Genomic DNA, 19,267 nt, shown 5'->3' with positions numbered 1-19,267 from the left:
GATATCGGGGCTCGCACGGTGCAGGTGCGCCATGTCCCCACCGCCTCTCTGGCTGGCAGTCCCCCTGTTCAAGTGCCGCCCGCTGAGTAGGGTTGCGCATATGCCACCTGTGGGGTGGTGAGGCGAGTGACGGCAGGCGGGGCAGGGGAGTCCAGGAGTGAGTGGGCGGGCGCTACCGGAGTACCAGAAGACCGAACGGCCGCTGATCGAGCAGCTGGTGGACCTCGGGTGGGGGCACCTGGAGGGCGCGCCGCCCGGCTCACCCGCCACCGATCCCGCGGCCTCGGAACGGCGGTCCTTCGCCGAGACCGTCTATCCCGAGCGCTTCAAGAAAGCCGTCTCCCGGATCAATCCCGGTTCGGACGGGAGGCCTTGGCTCGACGCCGCCCAGCTCGACGCGTTGCTCGCCCTCGTTCTCGGGACAACCCGGGGCCAAGACCGCGCGGAGCCCGGTGTCGCCGGGAACCTCCAGGTGACCCGGCTCCTGCGCGAAGGCGTCAACGCCCGCACGCTCGTCGGTTGGGAGGAGGGCGACCCCGAGTTCGTACGACTGGTCGACTGGGACGGCAAGTTCGGCCCCGTGGAGAGGGACGAGCGGGACGGGAACGACTGGCTCGCCGTGTCCCAGTTCCGCGTCGAGCGCGACGGCGCCGGCCCGGTCACCCCCGACCTCGTCCTGTTCGTCAACGGCCTGCCGTGGGCCGTCGTCGAGTGCAAAGCCCCGCTCACCTCCGGCCGTGACAGCCGGGCCGCGCTGGACGCGGCAGTCGCCCAGGTCGTCGGGTACGCGGGCGTGTACGCCGCCGCCCCCGTCGCCGCGTTCACGCGCTTCGCACAGGTCCTGGTCGCCACCGACCGCGACCATGCCGAGCTGGGCACGGTCACCGCCGATCCGGAGTACTTCACGCCGTGGCGCACCACCGCGCCCGCGCCCGCAGTTGGGCTGAACAGCGACATGGCGGTGCTGGCTGCAGGTCTGCTGAGGCCACGTCATTTACTTTCCCTCGTACGGGATTTCACCACCGAGCGGCTCCAGGGCGGCCGTACGGTCAAGGTGATCGGCCGATACCAGCAGTTCCGGGCAGTCACTTCCCTCGTGCACAGGCTGCGCGAGCGCCAAGAGGCCATCGCGGGCGGCCACGCTCCCGACCACCGCGGTGGCGTCATCTGGCATACCCAGGGCTCCGGCAAGAGCCTGACCATGGCCTTTCTCGTACGGCACCTCAGAAGTGACACCGAGCTAAGGACGCACAAGGTCGTCGTCGTCACCGACCGCCGGGACCTGGAGAAGCAGATCCGCCGGTCCCTGGCCGCTGCCGAGGAAACCGTTCACCGCTCCCGCTCCGTCTCGGACGCCCGTACACAACTCGGCGTGGACGTGCCGGACATCGTCCTCGTCATGCTCCAGAAGGCGCGCAAGGACGACAGCGCCGACGACGGAAGCGAGGAGACCCTCGGGGGCGACGACGAGTCGCCCAGGCTGCACAACGTGCCCGCCAACGAGAGCTCCCGGATCGTCGTCCTGGTCGACGAGGCCCACCGGGGTCAGGACAGCTGGCTGCATGCCCGGCTCCGCAGGATGCTGCCGAACGCCGTTCTGATCGGCTTCACCGGAACGCCCATCATCGACGACGCGCGCAAGAGGACCGAGGAGATCTTCGGCAGCCTCGCCGACACGTACACGCTGCGTGACGCGGAGCGGGACGGCTCGGTCGTACCCGTGCGCTACGAGGCATGGGACGTACCTCTGGAGGTCATCGAGAAGGCGGCCCTCGACGCCCGGTTCGACGAACGCGTACCCAGTGATCCGGATCAACGGCGGCGCGTGCTGCGGAAGTTCGCGCGACGCAAGGAGATTCAGGAGGCGCCGGCCGTCATCGCCGCCAAGGCGGGGCACATGCTCCGGCACTGGGCGGTGAACGCGCTGCCCGACCGTTTCGGCGCTCAGGTCGTCGCCGTCTCCCGACTCGCCGCCGTCCGTTACCGAGACGCCCTGCTCGCCGCCCGCGATCGTCTCCTGGCCGAGGTCGACGCCCTCGACCCCGACCTCGTACACGATCCGAACGCCGCGCTCGATGCCGACGAACAGACCCGCGAGCTGCTCACCGTCCAGCGGCAGCGCGAGATGCTGCGCTCCATCGACGCCGCGGTGGTGATCTCGGAGCGGTCCCCCACATCCCCAGGCAGTGACCCCGAGAGCTGGCGCCGCTGGAAGCTCAAGTCCCGCCAGGACGCGTACATCGAGCGGTTCCTGCAAGGGCTCGGCGACCCTATGGCCGCCGCCGACGATCCCTCCTGGTACGCCGATCCGCACGGCCCCGCCGGCCAGGGATTCGGCCGGGACGCCCCAGGGGGCGACGAATGGCACGTCCCGCCGACGGGCGACGTGCCTGACAGTGAGGAGCCCGACACTGAGGAGGACGACCGCGAGGAGCCGCTGGCCTTTCTCGTCGTGCAGTCCATGCTGCTCACCGGCTTCGACGCCCCCGTGGAGCAGGTCCTCTACCTCGACCGTGCGATCAGTGGCGTGAACCTGTTGCAGGCCGTGGCGAGGACCAACCGGCCCTACCCGAAAAAGGAGTGGGGCCTGGTCGTCGACTACGCGGGTGTCGGTCCGGAGCTGGCCCGCATGCTGCGCGCCTACGACCAGCGACACTTGCGCGAGGTGTACGGGTACGAGCGGGTCGACGTGGATCACCTCGAACGCGATGAGGAGGGCCGCTACCCGACGAACCAGCCGACGGGCGACGGTCTGCTGCTCCAGGCGGACGCAGCCGCCGATCGGCTCCTGATCGACCTGCACGACGCGCTGTTCCGCTTCCTTGACGGCCACGGCTTCGCGGCCCGCGACGCGGACGGCATCGTCACGCTGGACGACGACGGCCGCCGTGAGGACCTGCTCGACGTGCTGCGCGACCCGATCGTGCGCGGCGAATTCGACGAAGTCGTCCGCGACTTCCTCTCCGCCCTCGGCGCGGTCCTGCCCCGTCCCGCGGCGTTGCCGTACGAGCGGCTCGCGGGGCGTCTCGGGGAGGTCCAGTACCTGGTCCGCCGCCGCTGTCTCGACGGACGCGACGAGTTCAGCCCGCGCCGCTACGGTGCCAAGGTGCGGCAGCTCATCGCACAGCATCTGCGGGCCGACGAGGCGGAACTCCGGATTCCTCGCATCGACCTGAGCGATCCGGAATTCATGGAGCGTGTCAACGCCAACCCCGACGCCCGGGCGCGGATCGCGTACATGGAGAGTTCCCTTCGCACCCGTATCACCGCGCGCCTGGCCGGCGACCGGACGACGTATGACAGGTTCAGCGAGCGCCTCGAAGCAATCGTGCGGCAGATGCGCGACGACAGCGAACAGGCGGCAGCCGACCTCGCCCGGCTCGTCGGCGACGTCAACGAGGCGGAGGCCGAGGCGGGCACTGCGGACAGGGCGGCCGGGCTCGATCCGCTCACCGAGGGCCCCGTCTGCCGGGCGCTCGCCAGGGCGCTTGAGGAAGCGGGGATGCTGCCTCTGCCGGCGGACGCGGACCTGCATGGTGTGGTCCGTGTGATCACCAGCGAGATAGTGGACCTGGTTCGGGTCCCGTCCTTCACGACGTCGGCCGCGACCCGGAATGACGCGCGCAGAACCCTGCGTCTCAAGCTGGAGTCGCACCTCGGTATGGAGTGGGAGGACACCGCCGACGCGGCTGCTGACCTGGTGCGGTTGGCCGAGGCCAGGAGGGATGACTTCCTGCTCCGCGGCGGTGGCCGGCCGCCTGGCCCCTGACCGGCTCTGTCAGTGACGAGTGATACGAATACGGCGTGAGCATCACTGTGGAGTCGGCACTCGCCGCGCTGCCGCTGCCGGCGGAGTGGCGGTGGCGAGTGGCTGTGCGGCCACGGCGGCGTACCTTGGGCATCGAGGTCGCCGAGGACGGCGCGGTGCTCTTTGCTGTCCCTGCGAACGCCGAGCCCGCTGTTGTCGCCGAGGCAGTGCGCTCGCGGCTTCCTCGCCTCGCCGCCGAGGTACGCAGGCGCGGTCCGCGCCCCGGCCAGCCCGTGAAGGAGCTGGTCAGTGGCGCGAGTTTCGCCTATCTCGGCCGCCGCTACCGGCTTCGAGTGCTGCCCGGGGGAGCGGCGGGAAGGGTTCGGTTGTACCGGGGCTGGCTGGAATTGCCCCAACCCGGCACACATGCGGACGGGGCTCGCCGTCTTGCCGACTGGTACACCCTGAGAGGCAGCTTGTGGGTTGCGTCCCGGGCGGAGGCTCTCGCCACACGAGCCGGTGTGAAGCCCCAGGAGGTCGCGGCACACGAACTGGGCGAACGCTGGGGATCGTGTGATCGCGATGACGGACGCATCGCTGTGCACTGGGCGCTCATGCAGCTGCCCCCGGCTCTGATCGATCTGGTGCTCGTCCACGAGCTCACCCATCTCAGGACGGCTGGTCATGGGATGGCGTTCCGGCGTGCGATGAGAGTGGTCCTCACCGATTTCGACGATCTGGAGCGACGATTCGCGGAGGCGGAGCCGGGGCTGTGGCGTGGAGCTGTGGGGTAGCCCGAGTCGCCGTGGGCTACCCCTTGGCGCCGGCGTGGTCGCACCTCCGTTCGATCCAGTGGCGTAAGACCTGTGCTCCGTGTACTCCAGGCGCTCTTTTCCGCCTCCTTCGTAGACGGCGAACGGCGTCTCGCAGACCGCGACTCTGCTGACCGGCAGTCCGCTCGCCGCCGCCTCCAGGGCCGGCGCGCCGCCCGACGAGATGCCGCGTAGAGCGCCGCGCTGCCCCCGGACGCCTCGATCAGCGCGGCGATGTCCTCGACCTCACGGGCCATTGCGAAGGGGGCGGTGTCGCCGCTGTCACCGCGGCCCCGGCGGTCGTAGATGACGGCACCGAAGCGGGCCGAGAGCGCCTGCGCCAGGGGAGCCGGCGCGGCGCCCGTGCACAGGGCGCCGCCGACCAGGACGACCGCCGGGGCCGTCACCGAAGCGTTCGCACGCGAGGGGGGTCCCGTCGCGCGAGAAGGTCCTCTCGTCCATGCCCGTGGAGTCCATGCCCGTGGAGACCGCTGCCGGGCACGGGCTTCATCGGTTACGCCACTTCGACTTCGTAGAAGCAGAAGTGGTCCTTGATCCGGGCGACGTCCGGCTTGGGGTCGGGGTAGGCCCAGACCAGGTCGGGGGCGTCGGGCAGTGACCAGTAGGACGCATCGCCCTTGAAGGGGCAGTGCGTGTGGGTGTCGGAGGTCGTCAGCAAGTCCACGCGGACGTCCTCGGGCGGCAGGTAGTAACGCACGGGACAGCCGGTCTCGCGCAGCAGCAGGGGCCGGTCGCTCTCCGCCAGCACCTGGTCGCCGCGCACGACGCGTACCCGCTCCGTGCCCTGTTCGATGGTGATCGTGTGTCCATTGGCCATACCTGGACAGCGCACCCGGGTCCCGGGTTCTTCCCTCGTACCGTAGGCACATGAATATCTGCGTCTTCCTCTCCGCCGCCGACCTCGACGACCGCTACACCCGTCCCGCCCGGGAGTTCGCCGAACTCCTCGGCAAGGGCGGCCACACGCTGGTGTGGGGCGGCTCCGACGTCGGGCTGATGAAGGTGGTCGCCGACGGGGTGCAGGAGGCCGGCGGGCGGCTGCTGGGCGTCTCCGTGGACTTCCTGGCGGCCACGGCGCGGGCGGGGGCCGACGAGATGGTGATCGCCCGGGACCTCGCGTGGGGGTACCTCCCACGCCCTTAAGGCAGTGGGGGAGCAAGGCGCTGCTCCTGGCCAAGGCCGACGCCGTCGTGATCATGGTGGGCGGCACCGGGACGCTCGACGAGGCGACCGAGATCCTGGAGCTGAAGAAGCACAGGAAGACCGAGAAGCCGGTCGTCCTGCTCAACACGGCGGGTTTCTACGACGGCCTGAAGGAGCAGTTCCACCGCATGGAGGCCGAGGGCTTCCTGCCGTGCCCGCTCACCGACCTGGTGTTCTTCGCCGAGGAGCCGGTGGGCGCGCTGGCCTACCTGGAGGAGAGCGTGGGCACCCGGTGATGCGAGCATGGCGTCCATGGCTACACATGTGATCACCGGGGCGGGCTCCGGCATCGGCGCGGCCGTCGCCCGCCGTCTGCACGCGCGCGGGGACGACCTCGTGCTCCACGCGCGCGACGCGGGCCGCGCGAAGGAACTGGCGGCGGAGTTCCCCGGGGCCGGCACCCTGGTCGGCGACCTCGCGGACCCGGACAAGCTCTCCTGGGCGTTCTCGCACCAGACCCTCCCCGACCGGATCGACTCCCTCCTCCACATCGCGGGCGTGGTCGACCTCGGCCCGGTCGGCGAGCTGACGCCCAAGTCCTGGCGCCACCAGCTCAACGTCAACCTGATCGCCCCCGCCGAGCTGACCCGCCACTTCCTGCCCCAACTCCGCGCCGCCCAGGGCCACGTGGTGTTCGTGAACTCCGGCGCCGGCCTCGCCGCACACGCCGACTGGTCCGCGTACGCCGCCTCCAAGCACGGCCTGAAGGCCCTCGCGGACTCCCTGCGCCACGAGGAGCACGCCAACGGGGTCCGCGTCACCTCCGTCTACCCCGGCCGCACCGCCAGCCCCATGCAGGCCAAGGTGCAGCAGCAGGAGGGCAAGGAGTACGACCCCTCGAAGTGGATCGCCCCGGAGTCCGTCGCGACCACGATCCTGACGGCCATCGACCTGCCGCGCGACGCGGAGGTCAACGACCTGACCGTGCGGCCGGGCCGATGAGCTTCATCTGGGGCCCCGCGACCGGGGTCGGATCCATGCCGGGCGGGGACTCCCGCGAGGCCGCCAGGACGGTGACCGGGTCCTTCGAGGACTTCCCGTTCCTGCCCGAACTGCCCGCCCGCGGCCCGGGCGCCGACATGATCGGCCGTACCGCCGGGATGCTGGTCGACCTCTACGCGCGCGTGGAGCCCAGCGGCTGGCGGATCGGGGACCGGCCGGGACGCGACACCAAGCGGGCCAGGTCGTGGCTGGGCCAGGACCTCGACGCGCTGGAGGAGTTCACCCAGGGTTACGAGGGGCCGCTGAAGGTGCAGGCTGTGGGCCCCTGGACGCTGGCCGCCGCCCTGGAGCTGCGGGGCGGCGAGGTGGTGCTGTCCGACCCCGGCGCCTGCCGGGACCTCGCCGGATCGCTCGCCGAGGGGTTGCGCACGCATCTCGACGAGGTGCGGCGGCGGGTACCGGGCGCGCAGATCGTCCTGCAGCTCGACGAGCCCTCGCTCATCGCCGTGCTGCGCGGCCAGGTGAAGTCCGCCAGCGGCTACCGCACCCATCGCGCCGTCGACCGGCAGCTGGTGGAGTCGACGCTGCGGGACGTCGTGGGCGTACACGCCGACGGCCCGGCCGTGGTGCACTCGTGCGCGCCCGACGTACCCTTCGCGCTGCTGCGCCGGGCGGGCGCCGCGGCGATCTCGTTCGACTTCACACTGCTCACCGAGCGTGACGACGACGCGATCGGGGAAGCCGTCGAAGGGGGGACGCGGCTCTTCGCCGGTGTCGTCCCCGGCACGGACGGCCCATTGTCAGACCCTGCCGGTAGCGTCATGGGTGTCAGGACGCTGTGGCGCAGGCTGGGGCTGCATCCGGGACTTCTCGCGGAGGCGGTTACGGTGACTCCGGCATGCGGACTCGCGGGCGCTTCCCCGGAGTACGCGCGCCGCGCGCTCGCCCACTGCGCCCGGGCGGCGAGATCCCTCGCGGACAACCCAGAGTAACGGGAGGACAACACGGTGGCCGGCGACAAGGACGCACAGCCCAATTCCCTGCCCGCCGAGGCACGGGAGCAGCACGCGCAGCTCGCTGAGCAGATCGAGGAGCACCGCTTCCGGTACTACGTGAAGGACCAGCCGGTCGTCAGCGACGCGGAGTTCGACCAGTTGCTGCGCTCGCTGGAGGCCCTGGAGGAGCGCCATCCCGAGCTGCGCACCCCCGATTCCCCGACCCAGAAGGTCGCGGGCGCCTACGAGACCGAGTTCACGTCCGTCCAGCACCGCTCGCGGATGCTCTCGCTGGACAACGCCTTCAGCGACCTGGAACTGGCGGCCTGGGCCGAGCGCGTCGCCAAGGACGTGGGCACCTCCGACCACCACTTCCTGTGCGAGCTGAAGGTCGACGGCCTCGCGGTCAACCTCACCTATGAGCAGGGCCGCCTCACCCGGGCGGCGACCCGCGGCGACGGCCGTACGGGCGAGGACATCACACCCAATGTGCGCACGATCACGGAGATTCCGGACCGGCTCCGGGGCGACCGCGTCCCGGACCTGGTGGAGATCCGCGGCGAGGTCTTCTTCCCGATGGAGAAGTTCGAGGAGCTCAACGCCCGCCTGGTGGAGGCCGGCGACAAGCCCTTCGCCAACCCGCGCAACGCGGCGGCGGGTTCGCTGCGCCAGAAGGACCCGCGCGTCACCGCGAGCCGCCCGCTGCACATGGTCGTCCACGGCATCGGTGCCCTGGAGGGCTTCGACGGCTTCACCCGCCTCTCCCAGGCGTACGAACTGCTGCACTCCTGGGGCCTGCCGACCACGCGGTACGCGAAGGTGGTCGACGACCTCGACGGCGTACGGGAGTTCATCACGTACTACGGCGAGAACCGGCACTCCGTGGAGCACGAGATCGACGGAGTCGTCGTCAAGCTCGACGAGATCCCGCTGCAGGGCCGCCTCGGCTCCACCTCGCGCGCGCCGCGCTGGGCGATCGCCTGGAAGTACGCGCCCGAGGAGGTCAACACCAAGCTCGTCAACATCCGTGTCGGCGTGGGCCGCACGGGCCGTGTCACGCCGTACGCGCAGGTCGAGCCGGTCACGGTCGCGGGCTCGGAGGTCGAGTTCGCCACCCTGCACAACCAGGACGTGGTGAAGGCCAAGGGCGTCCTGATCGGTGACACGGTGGTGCTGCGCAAGGCCGGTGACGTCATCCCGGAGATCCTCGGCCCGGTCGTCGACCTGCGCGACGGCAGCGAGCGCGAGTTCGTGATGCCCGCCGAGTGCCCCGAATGCGGTACGCCGCTGCGGCCGATGAAGGAGGGCGACGTCGACCTGCGCTGCCCCAACGCGCGGTCCTGCCCGGCCCAGTTGCGGGAGCGGCTCTTCTACCTCGCGGGCCGCAAGGCACTCGACATCGAGCACTTCGGTTACGTGGCGGCGGCGGCCCTCACCAAGCCGCTGGAGCCCGCGCAGCCGCCGCTCGCCGACGAGGGCGACCTCTTCGACCTCACCATCGAGCGGCTGCTGCCCATCAAGGCGTACGTCCTCGACCAGGACAGCGGTCTGCCCAAGCACGACCCGAAGTCGGGTGAGGAGAAGATCGCGACGGTCTTCGCCAACCAGCAGGGGGAGCCCAAGAAGAACGCGATCGCGATGCTGGACACCATCGCGGCGGCCAAGGAGCGCCCGCTCGCCCGGATCCTGACCGGTCTGTCGATCCGTCATGTCGGGCCGGTCGCGGCCGAGGCGCTCGCACGCGAGTTCCGCTCGATCGACCGCATCGACCAGGCCACCGAGGAGGAGCTCGCCACCACCGAGGGGGTCGGCACGATCATCGCCGCCTCCCTCAAGGAGTGGTTCGCCGAGGACTGGCACCGCGAGATCCTCCGCAAGTGGCGGGCGGCGGGCGTCCGGATGGAGGACGAGGGCTCCGGCGAGGACGAGGGACCGCGCCCGCTCGAAGGGCTCACCGTCGTCGTCACCGGAACGCTCGAACACCACACACGGGACGGCGCGAAGGAGGCACTGCAGATCCGGGGAGCGAAAGTGACCGGTTCGGTCTCGAAGAAGACGTCCTTCGTGGTGGTGGGCGACAATCCTGGCTCGAAGTACGACAAGGCCATGCAGCTGAAGGTGCCGGTTCTGAACGAGGACGGTTTCGCCGTTCTCCTCGAACAGGGACCTGAGGCAGCCACGGAAGTCGCCCTTCCGACCGAGGAGTAGCGGTTGAAGGCCACCCGTTCGGCGCATATCAGATGCATACGGGTGGCCGGGTCGTAATCGGGCAACCGTCGTCGACCGCTGCCCGTGGAAGCCTTCTGCGGCCTACTGTTGAGGTGTGCGCCTGCCGTGCCCAGCTGCGGTTGGGGCATCCCCTGCTCCTCAAGAGTCCGGGGAAGAGTTTTCAGACGCGGTGCCGTTGGCAGTTGTCGCCGGCAACGGGCTGCGTGGCGTGGGCACCGCCGGCTGTGAGAGGGACGGGAATGGAACCGACCGAGAGCGCTGCTCCGGACTCACGGCTGCGCCTGCGCCGGTTGACCGGCGCGTGGCTGGCCGGACTCCGCACGGGGCGGTCGTCGGCGCGCCCCGGCGCGGGCGGCCGGGGCTCCGCGCCACCACTCGCCGCCCCCGCTCAGGGCATCGGCGCGCTCAACCCCGAGCGCGCCGCCGGCCTGCCCGGCCACGAGCCCGAACGGCACTCCTCCTTGCCCGCGCTGCCCGCGGCCGTCGTCGGGGTGGCCGCGTTCGTGCTCGGCGGCGGTTTCTACCGGGCGTTCAGCGACAACCACGCGCTCTTCCCGTCCGGCGCGGTCGGCTGGTCGCTGGCGGTGCTGACCGGCATCATCGTCGGCCATCTGGTCGCCCTCGGCCGCGCCCGCTGGTCGGGCGGCACGGGCTCCGGCGCCGCCCTCACCCTCGCGGTCCTGCTGCTCTACGGCTGGGTGCCGGCCGGGATGGTCAGTCTGACCGTCGTCGTCCTGGTCGGTGTCGCGCGCCGGGGCCGCTGGCGCCAGGGGGTGATGCACGGCGCGGTCGACATCCTCGGCATCGGCGCCGGGGCGCTGGTCCTCGCCATGTTCGGGCGGGTGCCGTCCGTGGAGACGCCCTGGAACCCGGAGAGCTGGAACTTCTACGCCGCACCCGAGGTCGTGCTGGTCGCGACCGCCTATCTCGCCGTCACCCGGGTTCTGCTCTGGTACCTGCACGCGCCGGGCACCGCCGGCCTGCCGACCGCCACCCGCACGGCGCTGGTCAGACAAGGGCTCGTCGCGGTCGCGCTGCTCGGTATCGCGCCGCTGATCTGTGTCGTCGCGGTCGCGCAGCCGATGCTGCTGCCGCTGTTCTCGATCCCGCTGATCGCGCTCGACTCCACGCTGTGGATCGCCCGCGTCCGGGCCGAGGAGCAACTGCGCGACCCGCTGACCGGGCTGCCCAACCGGCAGTGGCTGCTCGAACGGACCTGGACGGCTCTGGACGATGCCGAGCGCATCGGTGCGCGTTCCGCCCTGATGCTGATCGACCTTGACCGCTTCCGTTCGGTGAACGACACGTTGGGGCACCTTGCCGGGGACCGACTGCTTCTCCAGATAGCCGACCGGCTGCGGCTGGCGCTGCCGCGCGGCGCGGAGGCCGCGCGGCTCGGCGGGGACGAGTTCGCCGTGTTACTCCCCGTCGCCGACTCCACCACCTCGGCCACGCGGGTCGCCCGCAATCTCGTCGCCGCCCTCGGCTCGCCGCTCGACCTCGACGGACTCACCCTCGTCCTGGAGGCCAGCGCCGGGCTCGCCGTCTTCCCCGACCACGCGCTCGACGCGGAGGGGCTGCTGCGGCGCGCGGACGTGGCGATGTACCAGGCGAAGCGGGACCGTACGGGCGTGGAGGTGTACGAGTCCAAGCGGGACTCGAACACACCGGACCGGCTCGGTCTGCTGGGCGATCTGCGCCGGGCGCTGGACGCCGGTGACGTCGAACTGCACTACCAGCCCAAGGTCCGCTTCGACGGACAGGTGGCCGGGCTGGAGGCGCTGGTCCGCTGGGTGCATCCCGAGCGCGGGAAGGTGCCGCCGGACGAGTTCATCGCGATCGCCGAGTCGTCCGGACTGATGCCGCACCTCACCGAGTACGTGCTGGAGACGGCGCTCGGGCAGGTCGCTCGCTGGCGGGCACAGGGACTGCGCGTACCGGTCGCGGTGAACGTGTCGCCGCGTGACGTCCACACCCCCGGTTTCGCCGGCGCGGTCGCCGCGCGGCTCGCCCGGCACGGGGTTCCCGCGGGGGCGCTGCAGCTGGAGATAACGGAACACGTGCTGCTGGAGGATCCGCAGCGCGCCGCGGACACGCTGGCCGGGCTGACCGGGCACGGCGTGAAGATGTCGCTGGACGACTTCGGCACGGGGTACTCCTCGCTGGTGCACCTGCGCCGGCTGCCGGTGAGCGAGCTGAAGATCGACCGGTCCTTCGTCGCACGGCTCGCCGTGGACAACGAGGACGCGGAGATCGTCCGCTGCACCGTCGATCTCGCTCACTCGCTCGGGCTGCTCGTCGTCGCGGAGGGGGTCGAGGACGACGAGACATGGGAGCGGCTGCGGGATCTCGGGTGCGACGCGGTGCAGGGGTGGCTGGTCGCGGCGGCGATGCCTCCGGAGGAGGCGACGGCGTGGCTGCTGGCGCGGGGGTCGCGCGGCTGGCAACGGCCGCGCGCCGCGCTGCCGGCTGCCGAGTAGGTCCGGCGGTTCGTGGGGCTTCGTCGCCGTCGGTGTCCGTCCGTCCGTTGTGGCTGGTCGCGCAGTTCCCCGCGCCCCTGACGGGGCGGGGGCCGATGGTGCGGGTGGGAAAGGGTCCTGATGCAAACCCGGGCGCGGGCATCGGTCCCGGACCCATAGGATTGGGCCAAACCACACACTCTCACCCAGAGGATCGCTGCATGCCTGGCATCACGCGCGAGGAGGTCGCCCACCTCGCACGGCTGGCGCGTCTGGAGCTGAAGGCCGAAGAGCTCGACCACTTCGCCGGCCAGCTCGACGACATCATCGGCGCGGTCGCCCGCGTCAGCGAGGTCGCCGACCAAGACGTACCGCCGACCTCTCACCCGCTGCCGCTGACGAACGTCATGCGCGCGGACGAGGTCCGTCCGTCGCTCACCCCCGAGCAGGCGCTCTCCGGCGCCCCGGCCCAGGAGCAGCAGCGTTTCAAGGTGCCGCAGATCCTGGGGGAGGACTAATCACCATGACGGACACCAACGTCAACATCATCAGGCTGACCGCGGCCGAGATCGCCGCGAAGATCGCCGCGGGCGAGCTCACGGCCGTCGAGGTCACCGAGGCCCACCTCGCCCGGATCGAGGCCGTCGACGAGAAGGTGCACGCCTTCCTGCACGTCGACCGCGAGGGCGCCCTCGCGCAGGCCCGCGCCGTGGACGCGAAGCGCGAGCGGGGCGAGAAGCTCGGCCCGCTCGCCGGTGTGCCGCTCGCGCTCAAGGACATCTTCACCACCGAGGGGATCCCGACCACCGTCGGTTCCAAGATCCTCGAAGGCTGGATCCCGCCGTACGACGCGACCGTCACCAAGCGGCTGAAGGCCGCCGACGTCGTCATCCTCGGCAAGACCAACATGGACGAGTTCGCCATGGGGTCCTCCACCGAGAACAGCGCGTACGGCCCCACCGGCAACCCCTGGGACCTCTCCCGTGTCCCGGGCGGTTCCGGCGGCGGGTCGAGCGCCGCGCTCGCCTCCTTCGAGGCCCCGCTCGCCATCGGCACGGACACCGGCGGCTCCATCCGCCAGCCCGCCGCCGTCACCGGCACGGTCGGCGTCAAGCCGACGTACGGCGGGGTGTCGCGGTACGGCATGGTCGCGTTCTCGTCCTCCCTCGACCAGGGCGGTCCCTGCGCCCGTACGGTCCTGGACGCCGCGCTGCTGCACGAGGTCATCGCGGGCCACGACCCGCTCGACTCCACCTCCATCGACGCGCCGGTCCCGCCGGTCGTCGAGGCCGCCCGCAACGGCTCGGTCGCCGGTATGCGCGTGGGCGTCGTCAAGCAGTTCCGCGGCGAGGGCTACCAGGCCGGTGTCGTGCAGCGCTTCGACGAGGCCGTCGCCCTGCTCAAGGGCCTCGGCGCCGAGATCGTCGAGCTGGACTGCCCGTCCTTCGATCTGGCACTGGCGGCGTACTACCTCATCGCCCCGTCCGAGTGCTCCTCGAACCTCGCCCGCTTCGACGCCATGCGCTACGGCCTGCGGGTCGGCGACGACGGCACCAAGTCGGCCGAGGAGGTCACCTCCCTCACCCGTGAGGCGGGCTTCGGCCCCGAGGTCAAGCGCCGCATCATGCTCGGCACGTACGCGCTCAGCTCCGGCTACTACGACGCGTACTACGGCAGCGCCCAGAAGGTCCGCACGCTCATCACGCGCGACTTCGAGAAGTCGTTCGAGAAGGTCGACGTCATCGTCTCGCCGACCACACCGACCACCGCCTTCCCGATCGGCGAGCGCGCCGACGACCCGATGGCGATGTACCTCGCGGACCTGTGCACCATCCCGACCAACCTGGCGGGCAACGCCGCCATGTCGCTGCCCTGCGGTCTCGCCCCGGAGGACAACCTCCCGGTCGGTCTGCAGATCATCGCCCCCGCGATGAAGGACGACCGGCTGTACAAGGTCGGCGCCGCCGTCGAGGCCGCCTTCGTGGAAAAGTGGGGCCACCCGCTGCTTGAGGAGGCTCCGTCGTTGTGAGCAAGGCTCTGACCAAGGCCAAGGGCTTCAAGAAGTCCAAGTCCGGCACGTACCTGTCCATCGCGAGCACCGCGTTCGGTGCGATCGGCGTCGCCAAGCAGGCCAAGAAGGCCCGTACGGAGCACGACACGCTGCGCCTCATCGACGCGGCCGTGTCCGCCGCCGCCATCGTCACCGGCCTCGCCATCCTCTACCGGGAGCTCAGGCGCCTGGGCGACGACGACGTCCTGCTGGGCTGAGAGGGAAGTTTTCACCGTGACCACCACGACCGACGAGCTGGTGTCGTACGAGGACGCTCTCGCGACGTACGACCCCGTCATGGGCCTCGAAGTCCATGTCGAGCTCGGTACCAAGACCAAGATGTTCTGCGGGTGTTCCACCGAGCTGGGCGCCGCGCCCAACTCGCAGACCTGCCCGACCTGTCTCGGCATGCCCGGCTCGCTGCCCGTCGTCAACGCGACCGGCGTCGAGTCCGCCATCAAGATCGGCCTCGCGCTGCACTGCGAGATCGCCGAGTGGTGCCGCTTCGCCCGGAAGAACTACTTCTATCCGGACATGCCGAAGAACTTCCAGACCTCCCAGTACGACGAGCCGATCGCCTTCAACGGCTACCTCGACGTACAACTGGAGGACGGCGAGGTCTTCCGCGTGGAGATCGAGCGCGCCCACATGGAGGAGGACACCGGCAAGTCCCTGCACGTCGGCGGCGCCACCGGCCGAATCCACGGCGCCTCGCACTCCCTCCTCGACTACAACCGCGCGGGCATCCCGCTCATCGAGATCGTCACCAAGCCGATCGAGGGTGCGGGCGAGCGTGCTCCCGAGGTCGCCAAGGCGTACGTCGCCGAGCTGCGCGAGCTCATCAAGGCGCTCGGCGTCTCCGAGGCCCGCATGGAGCAGGGCCAGATGCGCTGCGACGTGAACCTGTCGCTGCGCCCGCACGGCCGGGAGAAGTTCGGCACGCGCTCCGAGACGAAGAACGTCAACTCGCTGCGCTCCGTGGAGCGTGCGGCCCGGTTCGAGATCCAGCGGCACGCCGCGGTCCTCAACGCCGGCGGCACGATCATCCAGGAGACCCGCCACTTCCACGAGGACACCGGGTCCACGACCTCGGGCCGGGTGAAGGAGGAGGCCGAGGACTACCGGTACTTCCCGGAGCCCGACCTCGTCCCGGTCGCCCCGTCCCGTGAGTGGGTCGAGGAGCTGCGCGCGGGCCTGCCCGAGCAGCCGCTCGCGCGTCGTAACCGCCTCCGTGAGGAGTGGGGTGTCTCGGCGCACGACATGCAGTCGATCCTGAACGCCGGTGCCATCGACCCGATCGTCGCCACGATCGAGGCCGGTGCGGACGCCGCGTCCGCCCGCAAGTGGTGGATGGGCGAACTGGCGCGCAGCGCCAACGAGTCGGGCAAGGCCCTGGAGGATCTGCCCATCACCTCGGCGCAGGTCGCCCGGGTGGCACAGCTCGTCGCCGCCGGAGACCTGAACGACAAGCTCGCCCGCCAGGTCATCGAGGGCGTGCTCGCCGGTGAGGGCACCCCGGACGAGGTCGTCGACAAGCGCGGTCTGAAGGTCGTCTCGGACGAGGGCGCGCTGACCGCCGCCGTCGACGAGGCCATCGCCGGGAACCCGGGCGTCGCGGACAAGATCCGCGGCGGCAAGGTGGCCGCGGCCGGCGCCCTGGTCGGCGCGGTCATGAAGGCCACCCGCGGTCAGGCCGACGCGGCCCGCGTCAAGGAACTGATCCTGGAGAAGCTGGGGGTCAGCGAGGGCTGAGTACCCGTCAAGTACCCACCTGGGGGGATGCATCGGAGCCGATGCATCCCCCCAGGCATGCCCGCGGGTCCCCCTGGTGTGACAGTGCCGCGCATCAGCATGATGGGCGGTGGGAGGAGGCGGTGGTGAGCCGGAAGCTGCCGCTCGCCGTGGGCGAGGCTGCCCGCGTCGCCTGTGCCCGTGGCCTGCTGCGCGCTGCCGTCGACGAGAGGACAGGCGAGTTCCTGTCCGGCGGTGTGCTGGTGGAGCGGGTGCGCTGGGCGGCCGACCTGGTGTCCGGCATGGTCGCCGCCCTGCTGGCCGATCACTGGCCGATCACTGGAATGCCGCCGATGTGGACCTGCTGGTCGGTGGTGAGGATGCCGGGGGCCGCGTGCTGCCGTCGAATGCGTGGATGGCACTGCGTCGCCTGGGCTGGACCGTTGGTCCGGCCGAGGGTGTCCGTGTCAATGACCGGATCGTGCGGATGGCCCAGGAGATTGCGGGGCGCACGCTGCGCTCGGCGAAATGGCGTGCCGACCTGACCGCCGGCGTGCTTGCCGTGGTCACCGTCCCGGCCCGGAACACCTCGAAGCACTGCCCCCGGTGCCTGGTCCCGCTGCGCCACCGTAAGGCCCCCGACAGGCCCACCACACCCGGCTGGAAATGGGCCGTCCGCTCCTCCTGCGGCCGGCAGGGCGACCGCGACACGGGCGCCTGGCAACGCATCGCCGCCCGCGGCCTCATCCTCCCCCACTCTCGGCTTCGCTCGAGCGGGGGGACCCCCATGACCAAAACCGTCGTCGACCGCGCCAACGGGACCATGGTCATCCGCACGGTGATCGACAAGCTCGAAGCGGGCGCGGTCATCACGCCCGCGCCGAAGGCGAGCCGGGACCGGTCGAAGACCGGACCCACCCGGCCACGTTCCACACGTCCGACGCCCAGGCGACGCCGGACACCCTCCCTCACCAGGCCCTCGGGTCCGGCGGGCCGGCGTCCGGAGGGACACGCTCACACGGACCGGACCCGGCTGCCCCGCGCAGCCCACCGGCACCAGGGCGTGACGACGATCAGCACACCCATTACCGGTCACCGGCCGCGAGGAGCAGCACGGGGCGCAGGATTCCACCTGCACACCCACGCCACCCCTGCACGATGGGCAGAACCCATGCCGGACACCATGTCTGGCGTAGGATCGCTTGGCTGATCAGAGACTCTGGCCGCTGCGACGGACGCCCAGGTGGACGTACGGGAGGTCGTACAGGAAAAGGAGCGGCAGCAGGATGTACGCGATATCCCTGGGTGACGACGGAGCGGAACTGCGGCCCCTGGAGCCCTGGCACGCGGAGGAGTTCCTCGCGCATCTGGACCGGGGGAGGGAGTTCATCGGGCAGTACATCCCCTTCGGTTCGACCGCCACGGACGTGAAGTCCGCGCGAGCTGTGCTGCAGAGGCACGCCGACAACCGTGCCGCCGACACCGGGTCCCTGCACGGCCTGTGGCTGGAGGGGAAGCTCGTGGGCGGGGTGCTCTGTCTGAACTTCGACGCCGAGATGGGCAACTGCGAGGTCGGATGCTGGCTGGAACCCGCCGGTACCGGGCGCGGTCTGGTCACGCGCGCGATGCGGCTGCTCATCGACTGGGCGGTCGAGGAGCGCGGGATCCACCGGGTGGAGTGGATCGCCGCCTCGGCCAACGAACCGAGCGTCAACGGCGCCCGGCGGCTGGGGATGACCCGGGACGCGGTACTGCGGGAGAGCTTCCTCCACCGGGGCGTACGGCACGACATGGAGGTCTGGTCGGTGCTCGCCCCCGAGTGGCGGGCGGCACGCGCGCGTGTGCCGATCGTTACGCGTGTGCACAAGGATCATTAAGAGACTTCTCAGACTCCGTCCGTACGGTGCGCACCATGGCAACCAAGACAGTGGACGAAGCCGTGGACGCGAACGGCACCGAGGCGAAGAGCGACGAGGAGAGCGTGAACGTCACCAAGACCGACGAGGCGCCGGACGCCGAGGTCGAGCAGACCGGCAACGCCGAAGCCGAGGACGCCGAGGACCAGGACGACCTCGACGCCGAGGCCCTGGAGGGCGACGACGCCCCCGAGACCGAGAAGAGCACCCCCGGCGTCGGCCAGGGCGCCGCCGCCGTCGTCTCGGCCGGACTCGGCGTCGTCTCCCTCACCGGCAGCTGGGTCGCCACCGTGGCCGCCGCCCGCGAGACCCTCGTCGGCCAGCTGGGGACCTCGTCGTCCGCGAGCGTCGCCAAGCAGGTCAAGGAGGTATACGGCGACGCGTGGGCAACCACCGCGCTCGTCGGTGGCCTCTTCGCGCTGGCCGCGCTGATCGTCGGCGTCGTGGTCCTGGTCCGGCCCGCCTTCGGGGCCCCCGGCAAGCCGCAGGCCGCCTGGATCAAGTCGGTCGCCTGGGCGGGCGTCTCGCTCGGCGTCGTCGGCCTCGTGCTCGCCGTCGCCAAGTACTCCGACATCCTGCTCGGACTGCCCTCCACCAGCTGACGCTCGCTGACACGCCGGCTGGATCCGCCGCACTTCTGAGGGGCCTTAGAGCCGTCGTAAGCCACTTACGGCCGCACTAAGGCCCCTCGCGCGCACAAGATGCGGAACTCTCCCGATGTGACGCACCCCCCTTGGAGACGAAGGTTGAGGCATCGCAAGAAGCGAGGCCGAAACCGACTCTCCACGAGGGGTACGAGATGTACGAGTACGAGCTCCACCAGATCCGATCCGCGGAGCTGATCCGCGAGGCGCAGAACCACCGGCTGGTGCAGGAGGTCCTCCGCGGCCGTCGCGCAGCCCGCCGCGCCGCCGTGCGGGAATCCAGCCGCGACGAACCGGAGGGGCAGGGCCATAGCGACCGTCCTCGTCGGCACCGGTTCGCCCGCGCCGCGTGAACGCGGTGGCCGGGGAGACCGGACGCGTCCGGCCCGGCCGGCCTCGTACGACGGAGGAGGGCGGCCGCACGGGGGTCGGCCGTCCCCTCCCGGCGGACGGTGGCCGCCCGGTCGCGGCCACCGTCGCGCGCCCGGGCGGCGCGACCGTCGCCCGCCCGATAACC

14 protein-coding genes and 2 pseudogenes are annotated in these 19,267 nt (G+C 70.9%); 14 read left to right on the top strand and 2 right to left on the bottom strand.

Annotated elements, in window-relative coordinates:
• The first annotated feature begins 157 nt into the window (after positions 1-157).
• Positions 158-3,769: a type I restriction endonuclease subunit R gene (locus RV986_RS16015; RefSeq protein WP_475918049.1), complete on the top strand. Its 3,612-nt coding sequence runs from the start codon at positions 158-160 to the stop codon at positions 3,767-3,769.
• Between the two features lie 35 nt (positions 3,770-3,804).
• Positions 3,805-4,542: a M48 family metallopeptidase gene (locus tag RV986_RS16010; protein WP_475918048.1), complete on the top strand. Its 738-nt coding sequence runs from the start codon at positions 3,805-3,807 to the stop codon at positions 4,540-4,542.
• Positions 4,543-4,581: 39 nt separating this feature from the next.
• On the opposite strand, the pseudogene RV986_RS16005 reads toward RV986_RS16010, so the two are convergent.
• Positions 4,582-5,022, bottom strand: a pseudogene (locus tag RV986_RS16005) (alpha/beta fold hydrolase); the annotation flags it as partial.
• 52 nt (positions 5,023-5,074) lie between these two features.
• Complete coding sequence (locus RV986_RS16000; RefSeq protein WP_475918047.1) at positions 5,075-5,398, bottom strand: DUF427 domain-containing protein; 324 nt, start codon at positions 5,396-5,398, stop codon at positions 5,075-5,077.
• Positions 5,399-5,448: 50 nt separating this feature from the next.
• Between RV986_RS16000 and RV986_RS15995 the strand changes: the two are divergent.
• From RV986_RS15995 to RV986_RS15940, 12 genes and pseudogenes are all read left to right on the top strand, one after another.
• Positions 5,449-6,020, top strand: a pseudogene (locus RV986_RS15995) (LOG family protein).
• Between the two features lie 7 nt (positions 6,021-6,027).
• The gene (locus RV986_RS15990) at positions 6,028-6,726 is read left to right on the top strand and encodes an SDR family oxidoreductase (protein WP_475918046.1); all 699 of its coding nucleotides are present in this window, start codon (positions 6,028-6,030) and stop codon (positions 6,724-6,726) included.
• Positions 6,723-7,718 carry a methionine synthase gene (locus RV986_RS15985; protein WP_475918045.1) on the top strand — a complete coding sequence of 332 codons (996 nt, stop codon included), beginning with the start codon at positions 6,723-6,725 and terminating at the stop codon, positions 7,716-7,718. The genes RV986_RS15990 and RV986_RS15985 overlap by 4 nt, the downstream gene beginning before the upstream one ends.
• A 15-nt stretch (positions 7,719-7,733) precedes the next feature.
• Positions 7,734-9,929 (top strand): NAD-dependent DNA ligase LigA, encoded by a 2,196-nt coding sequence (gene ligA, locus RV986_RS15980; RefSeq protein WP_475918044.1) that lies wholly within the window; start codon positions 7,734-7,736, stop codon positions 9,927-9,929.
• 260 nt (positions 9,930-10,189) lie between these two features.
• Positions 10,190-12,430 (top strand): putative bifunctional diguanylate cyclase/phosphodiesterase, encoded by a 2,241-nt coding sequence (locus RV986_RS15975; protein WP_475918043.1) that lies wholly within the window; start codon positions 10,190-10,192, stop codon positions 12,428-12,430.
• A 200-nt stretch (positions 12,431-12,630) separates the two neighbouring features.
• On the top strand, positions 12,631-12,927 hold the full coding sequence (gatC, locus tag RV986_RS15970; RefSeq protein ID WP_010984178.1) for an Asp-tRNA(Asn)/Glu-tRNA(Gln) amidotransferase subunit GatC: 297 nt from the start codon (positions 12,631-12,633) through the stop codon (positions 12,925-12,927).
• Positions 12,928-12,932: 5 nt separating this feature from the next.
• Positions 12,933-14,438 (top strand): Asp-tRNA(Asn)/Glu-tRNA(Gln) amidotransferase subunit GatA, encoded by a 1,506-nt coding sequence (gene gatA / locus RV986_RS15965; RefSeq protein ID WP_475918042.1) that lies wholly within the window; start codon positions 12,933-12,935, stop codon positions 14,436-14,438.
• Entirely contained in the window at positions 14,435-14,677 is a 243-nt protein-coding gene (locus RV986_RS15960; RefSeq protein ID WP_054234587.1) for a hypothetical protein, read from the top strand. Before gatA ends, RV986_RS15960 begins: the two co-directional genes overlap by 4 nt.
• 16 nt (positions 14,678-14,693) lie before the next feature.
• Positions 14,694-16,211, top strand: a complete 1,518-nt coding sequence (gene gatB, locus RV986_RS15955) for an Asp-tRNA(Asn)/Glu-tRNA(Gln) amidotransferase subunit GatB (protein ID WP_475918041.1) — start codon at positions 14,694-14,696, stop codon at positions 16,209-16,211.
• Between the two features lie 1,265 nt (positions 16,212-17,476).
• The gene (locus tag RV986_RS15950; protein ID WP_475918040.1) at positions 17,477-18,067 is read left to right on the top strand and encodes a GNAT family N-acetyltransferase; all 591 of its coding nucleotides are present in this window, start codon (positions 17,477-17,479) and stop codon (positions 18,065-18,067) included.
• A gap of 35 nt (positions 18,068-18,102) precedes the next feature.
• Positions 18,103-18,708, top strand: coding sequence for a hypothetical protein (locus RV986_RS15945; RefSeq protein ID WP_475918039.1), 606 nt, complete (start codon positions 18,103-18,105; stop codon positions 18,706-18,708).
• A gap of 197 nt (positions 18,709-18,905) precedes the next feature.
• Positions 18,906-19,103 carry a hypothetical protein gene (locus RV986_RS15940; RefSeq protein WP_475918038.1) on the top strand — a complete coding sequence of 66 codons (198 nt, stop codon included), beginning with the start codon at positions 18,906-18,908 and terminating at the stop codon, positions 19,101-19,103.
• Positions 19,104-19,267 lie beyond the last annotated feature (164 nt).

This window comes from Streptomyces sp. RLA012 (genome assembly GCF_056270325.1).
Note: the sequence above shows the minus strand (reverse complement) of the source record. Positions and strands in the feature narration are given on the sequence as shown.

Excerpts from the sequence above, each read along its gene's own strand:
- RV986_RS16000 (WP_475918047.1), bottom strand. The coding sequence starts at position 5,398 with ATGGCCAATGGACACACGATCACCATCGAACAGGGCACGGAGCGGGTA.
- RV986_RS15990 (WP_475918046.1), top strand. The coding sequence starts at position 6,028 with ATGGCGTCCATGGCTACACATGTGATCACCGGGGCGGGCTCCGGCATC.
- RV986_RS15985 (WP_475918045.1), top strand. The coding sequence starts at position 6,723 with ATGAGCTTCATCTGGGGCCCCGCGACCGGGGTCGGATCCATGCCGGGC.
- RV986_RS15975 (WP_475918043.1), top strand. The coding sequence starts at position 10,190 with ATGGAACCGACCGAGAGCGCTGCTCCGGACTCACGGCTGCGCCTGCGC.
- gatC (WP_010984178.1), top strand. The coding sequence starts at position 12,631 with ATGCCTGGCATCACGCGCGAGGAGGTCGCCCACCTCGCACGGCTGGCG.
- gatA (WP_475918042.1), top strand. The coding sequence starts at position 12,933 with ATGACGGACACCAACGTCAACATCATCAGGCTGACCGCGGCCGAGATC.
- RV986_RS15950 (WP_475918040.1), top strand. The coding sequence starts at position 17,477 with ATGTACGCGATATCCCTGGGTGACGACGGAGCGGAACTGCGGCCCCTG.
- RV986_RS15945 (WP_475918039.1), top strand. The coding sequence starts at position 18,103 with ATGGCAACCAAGACAGTGGACGAAGCCGTGGACGCGAACGGCACCGAG.
- RV986_RS15940 (WP_475918038.1), top strand. The coding sequence starts at position 18,906 with ATGTACGAGTACGAGCTCCACCAGATCCGATCCGCGGAGCTGATCCGC.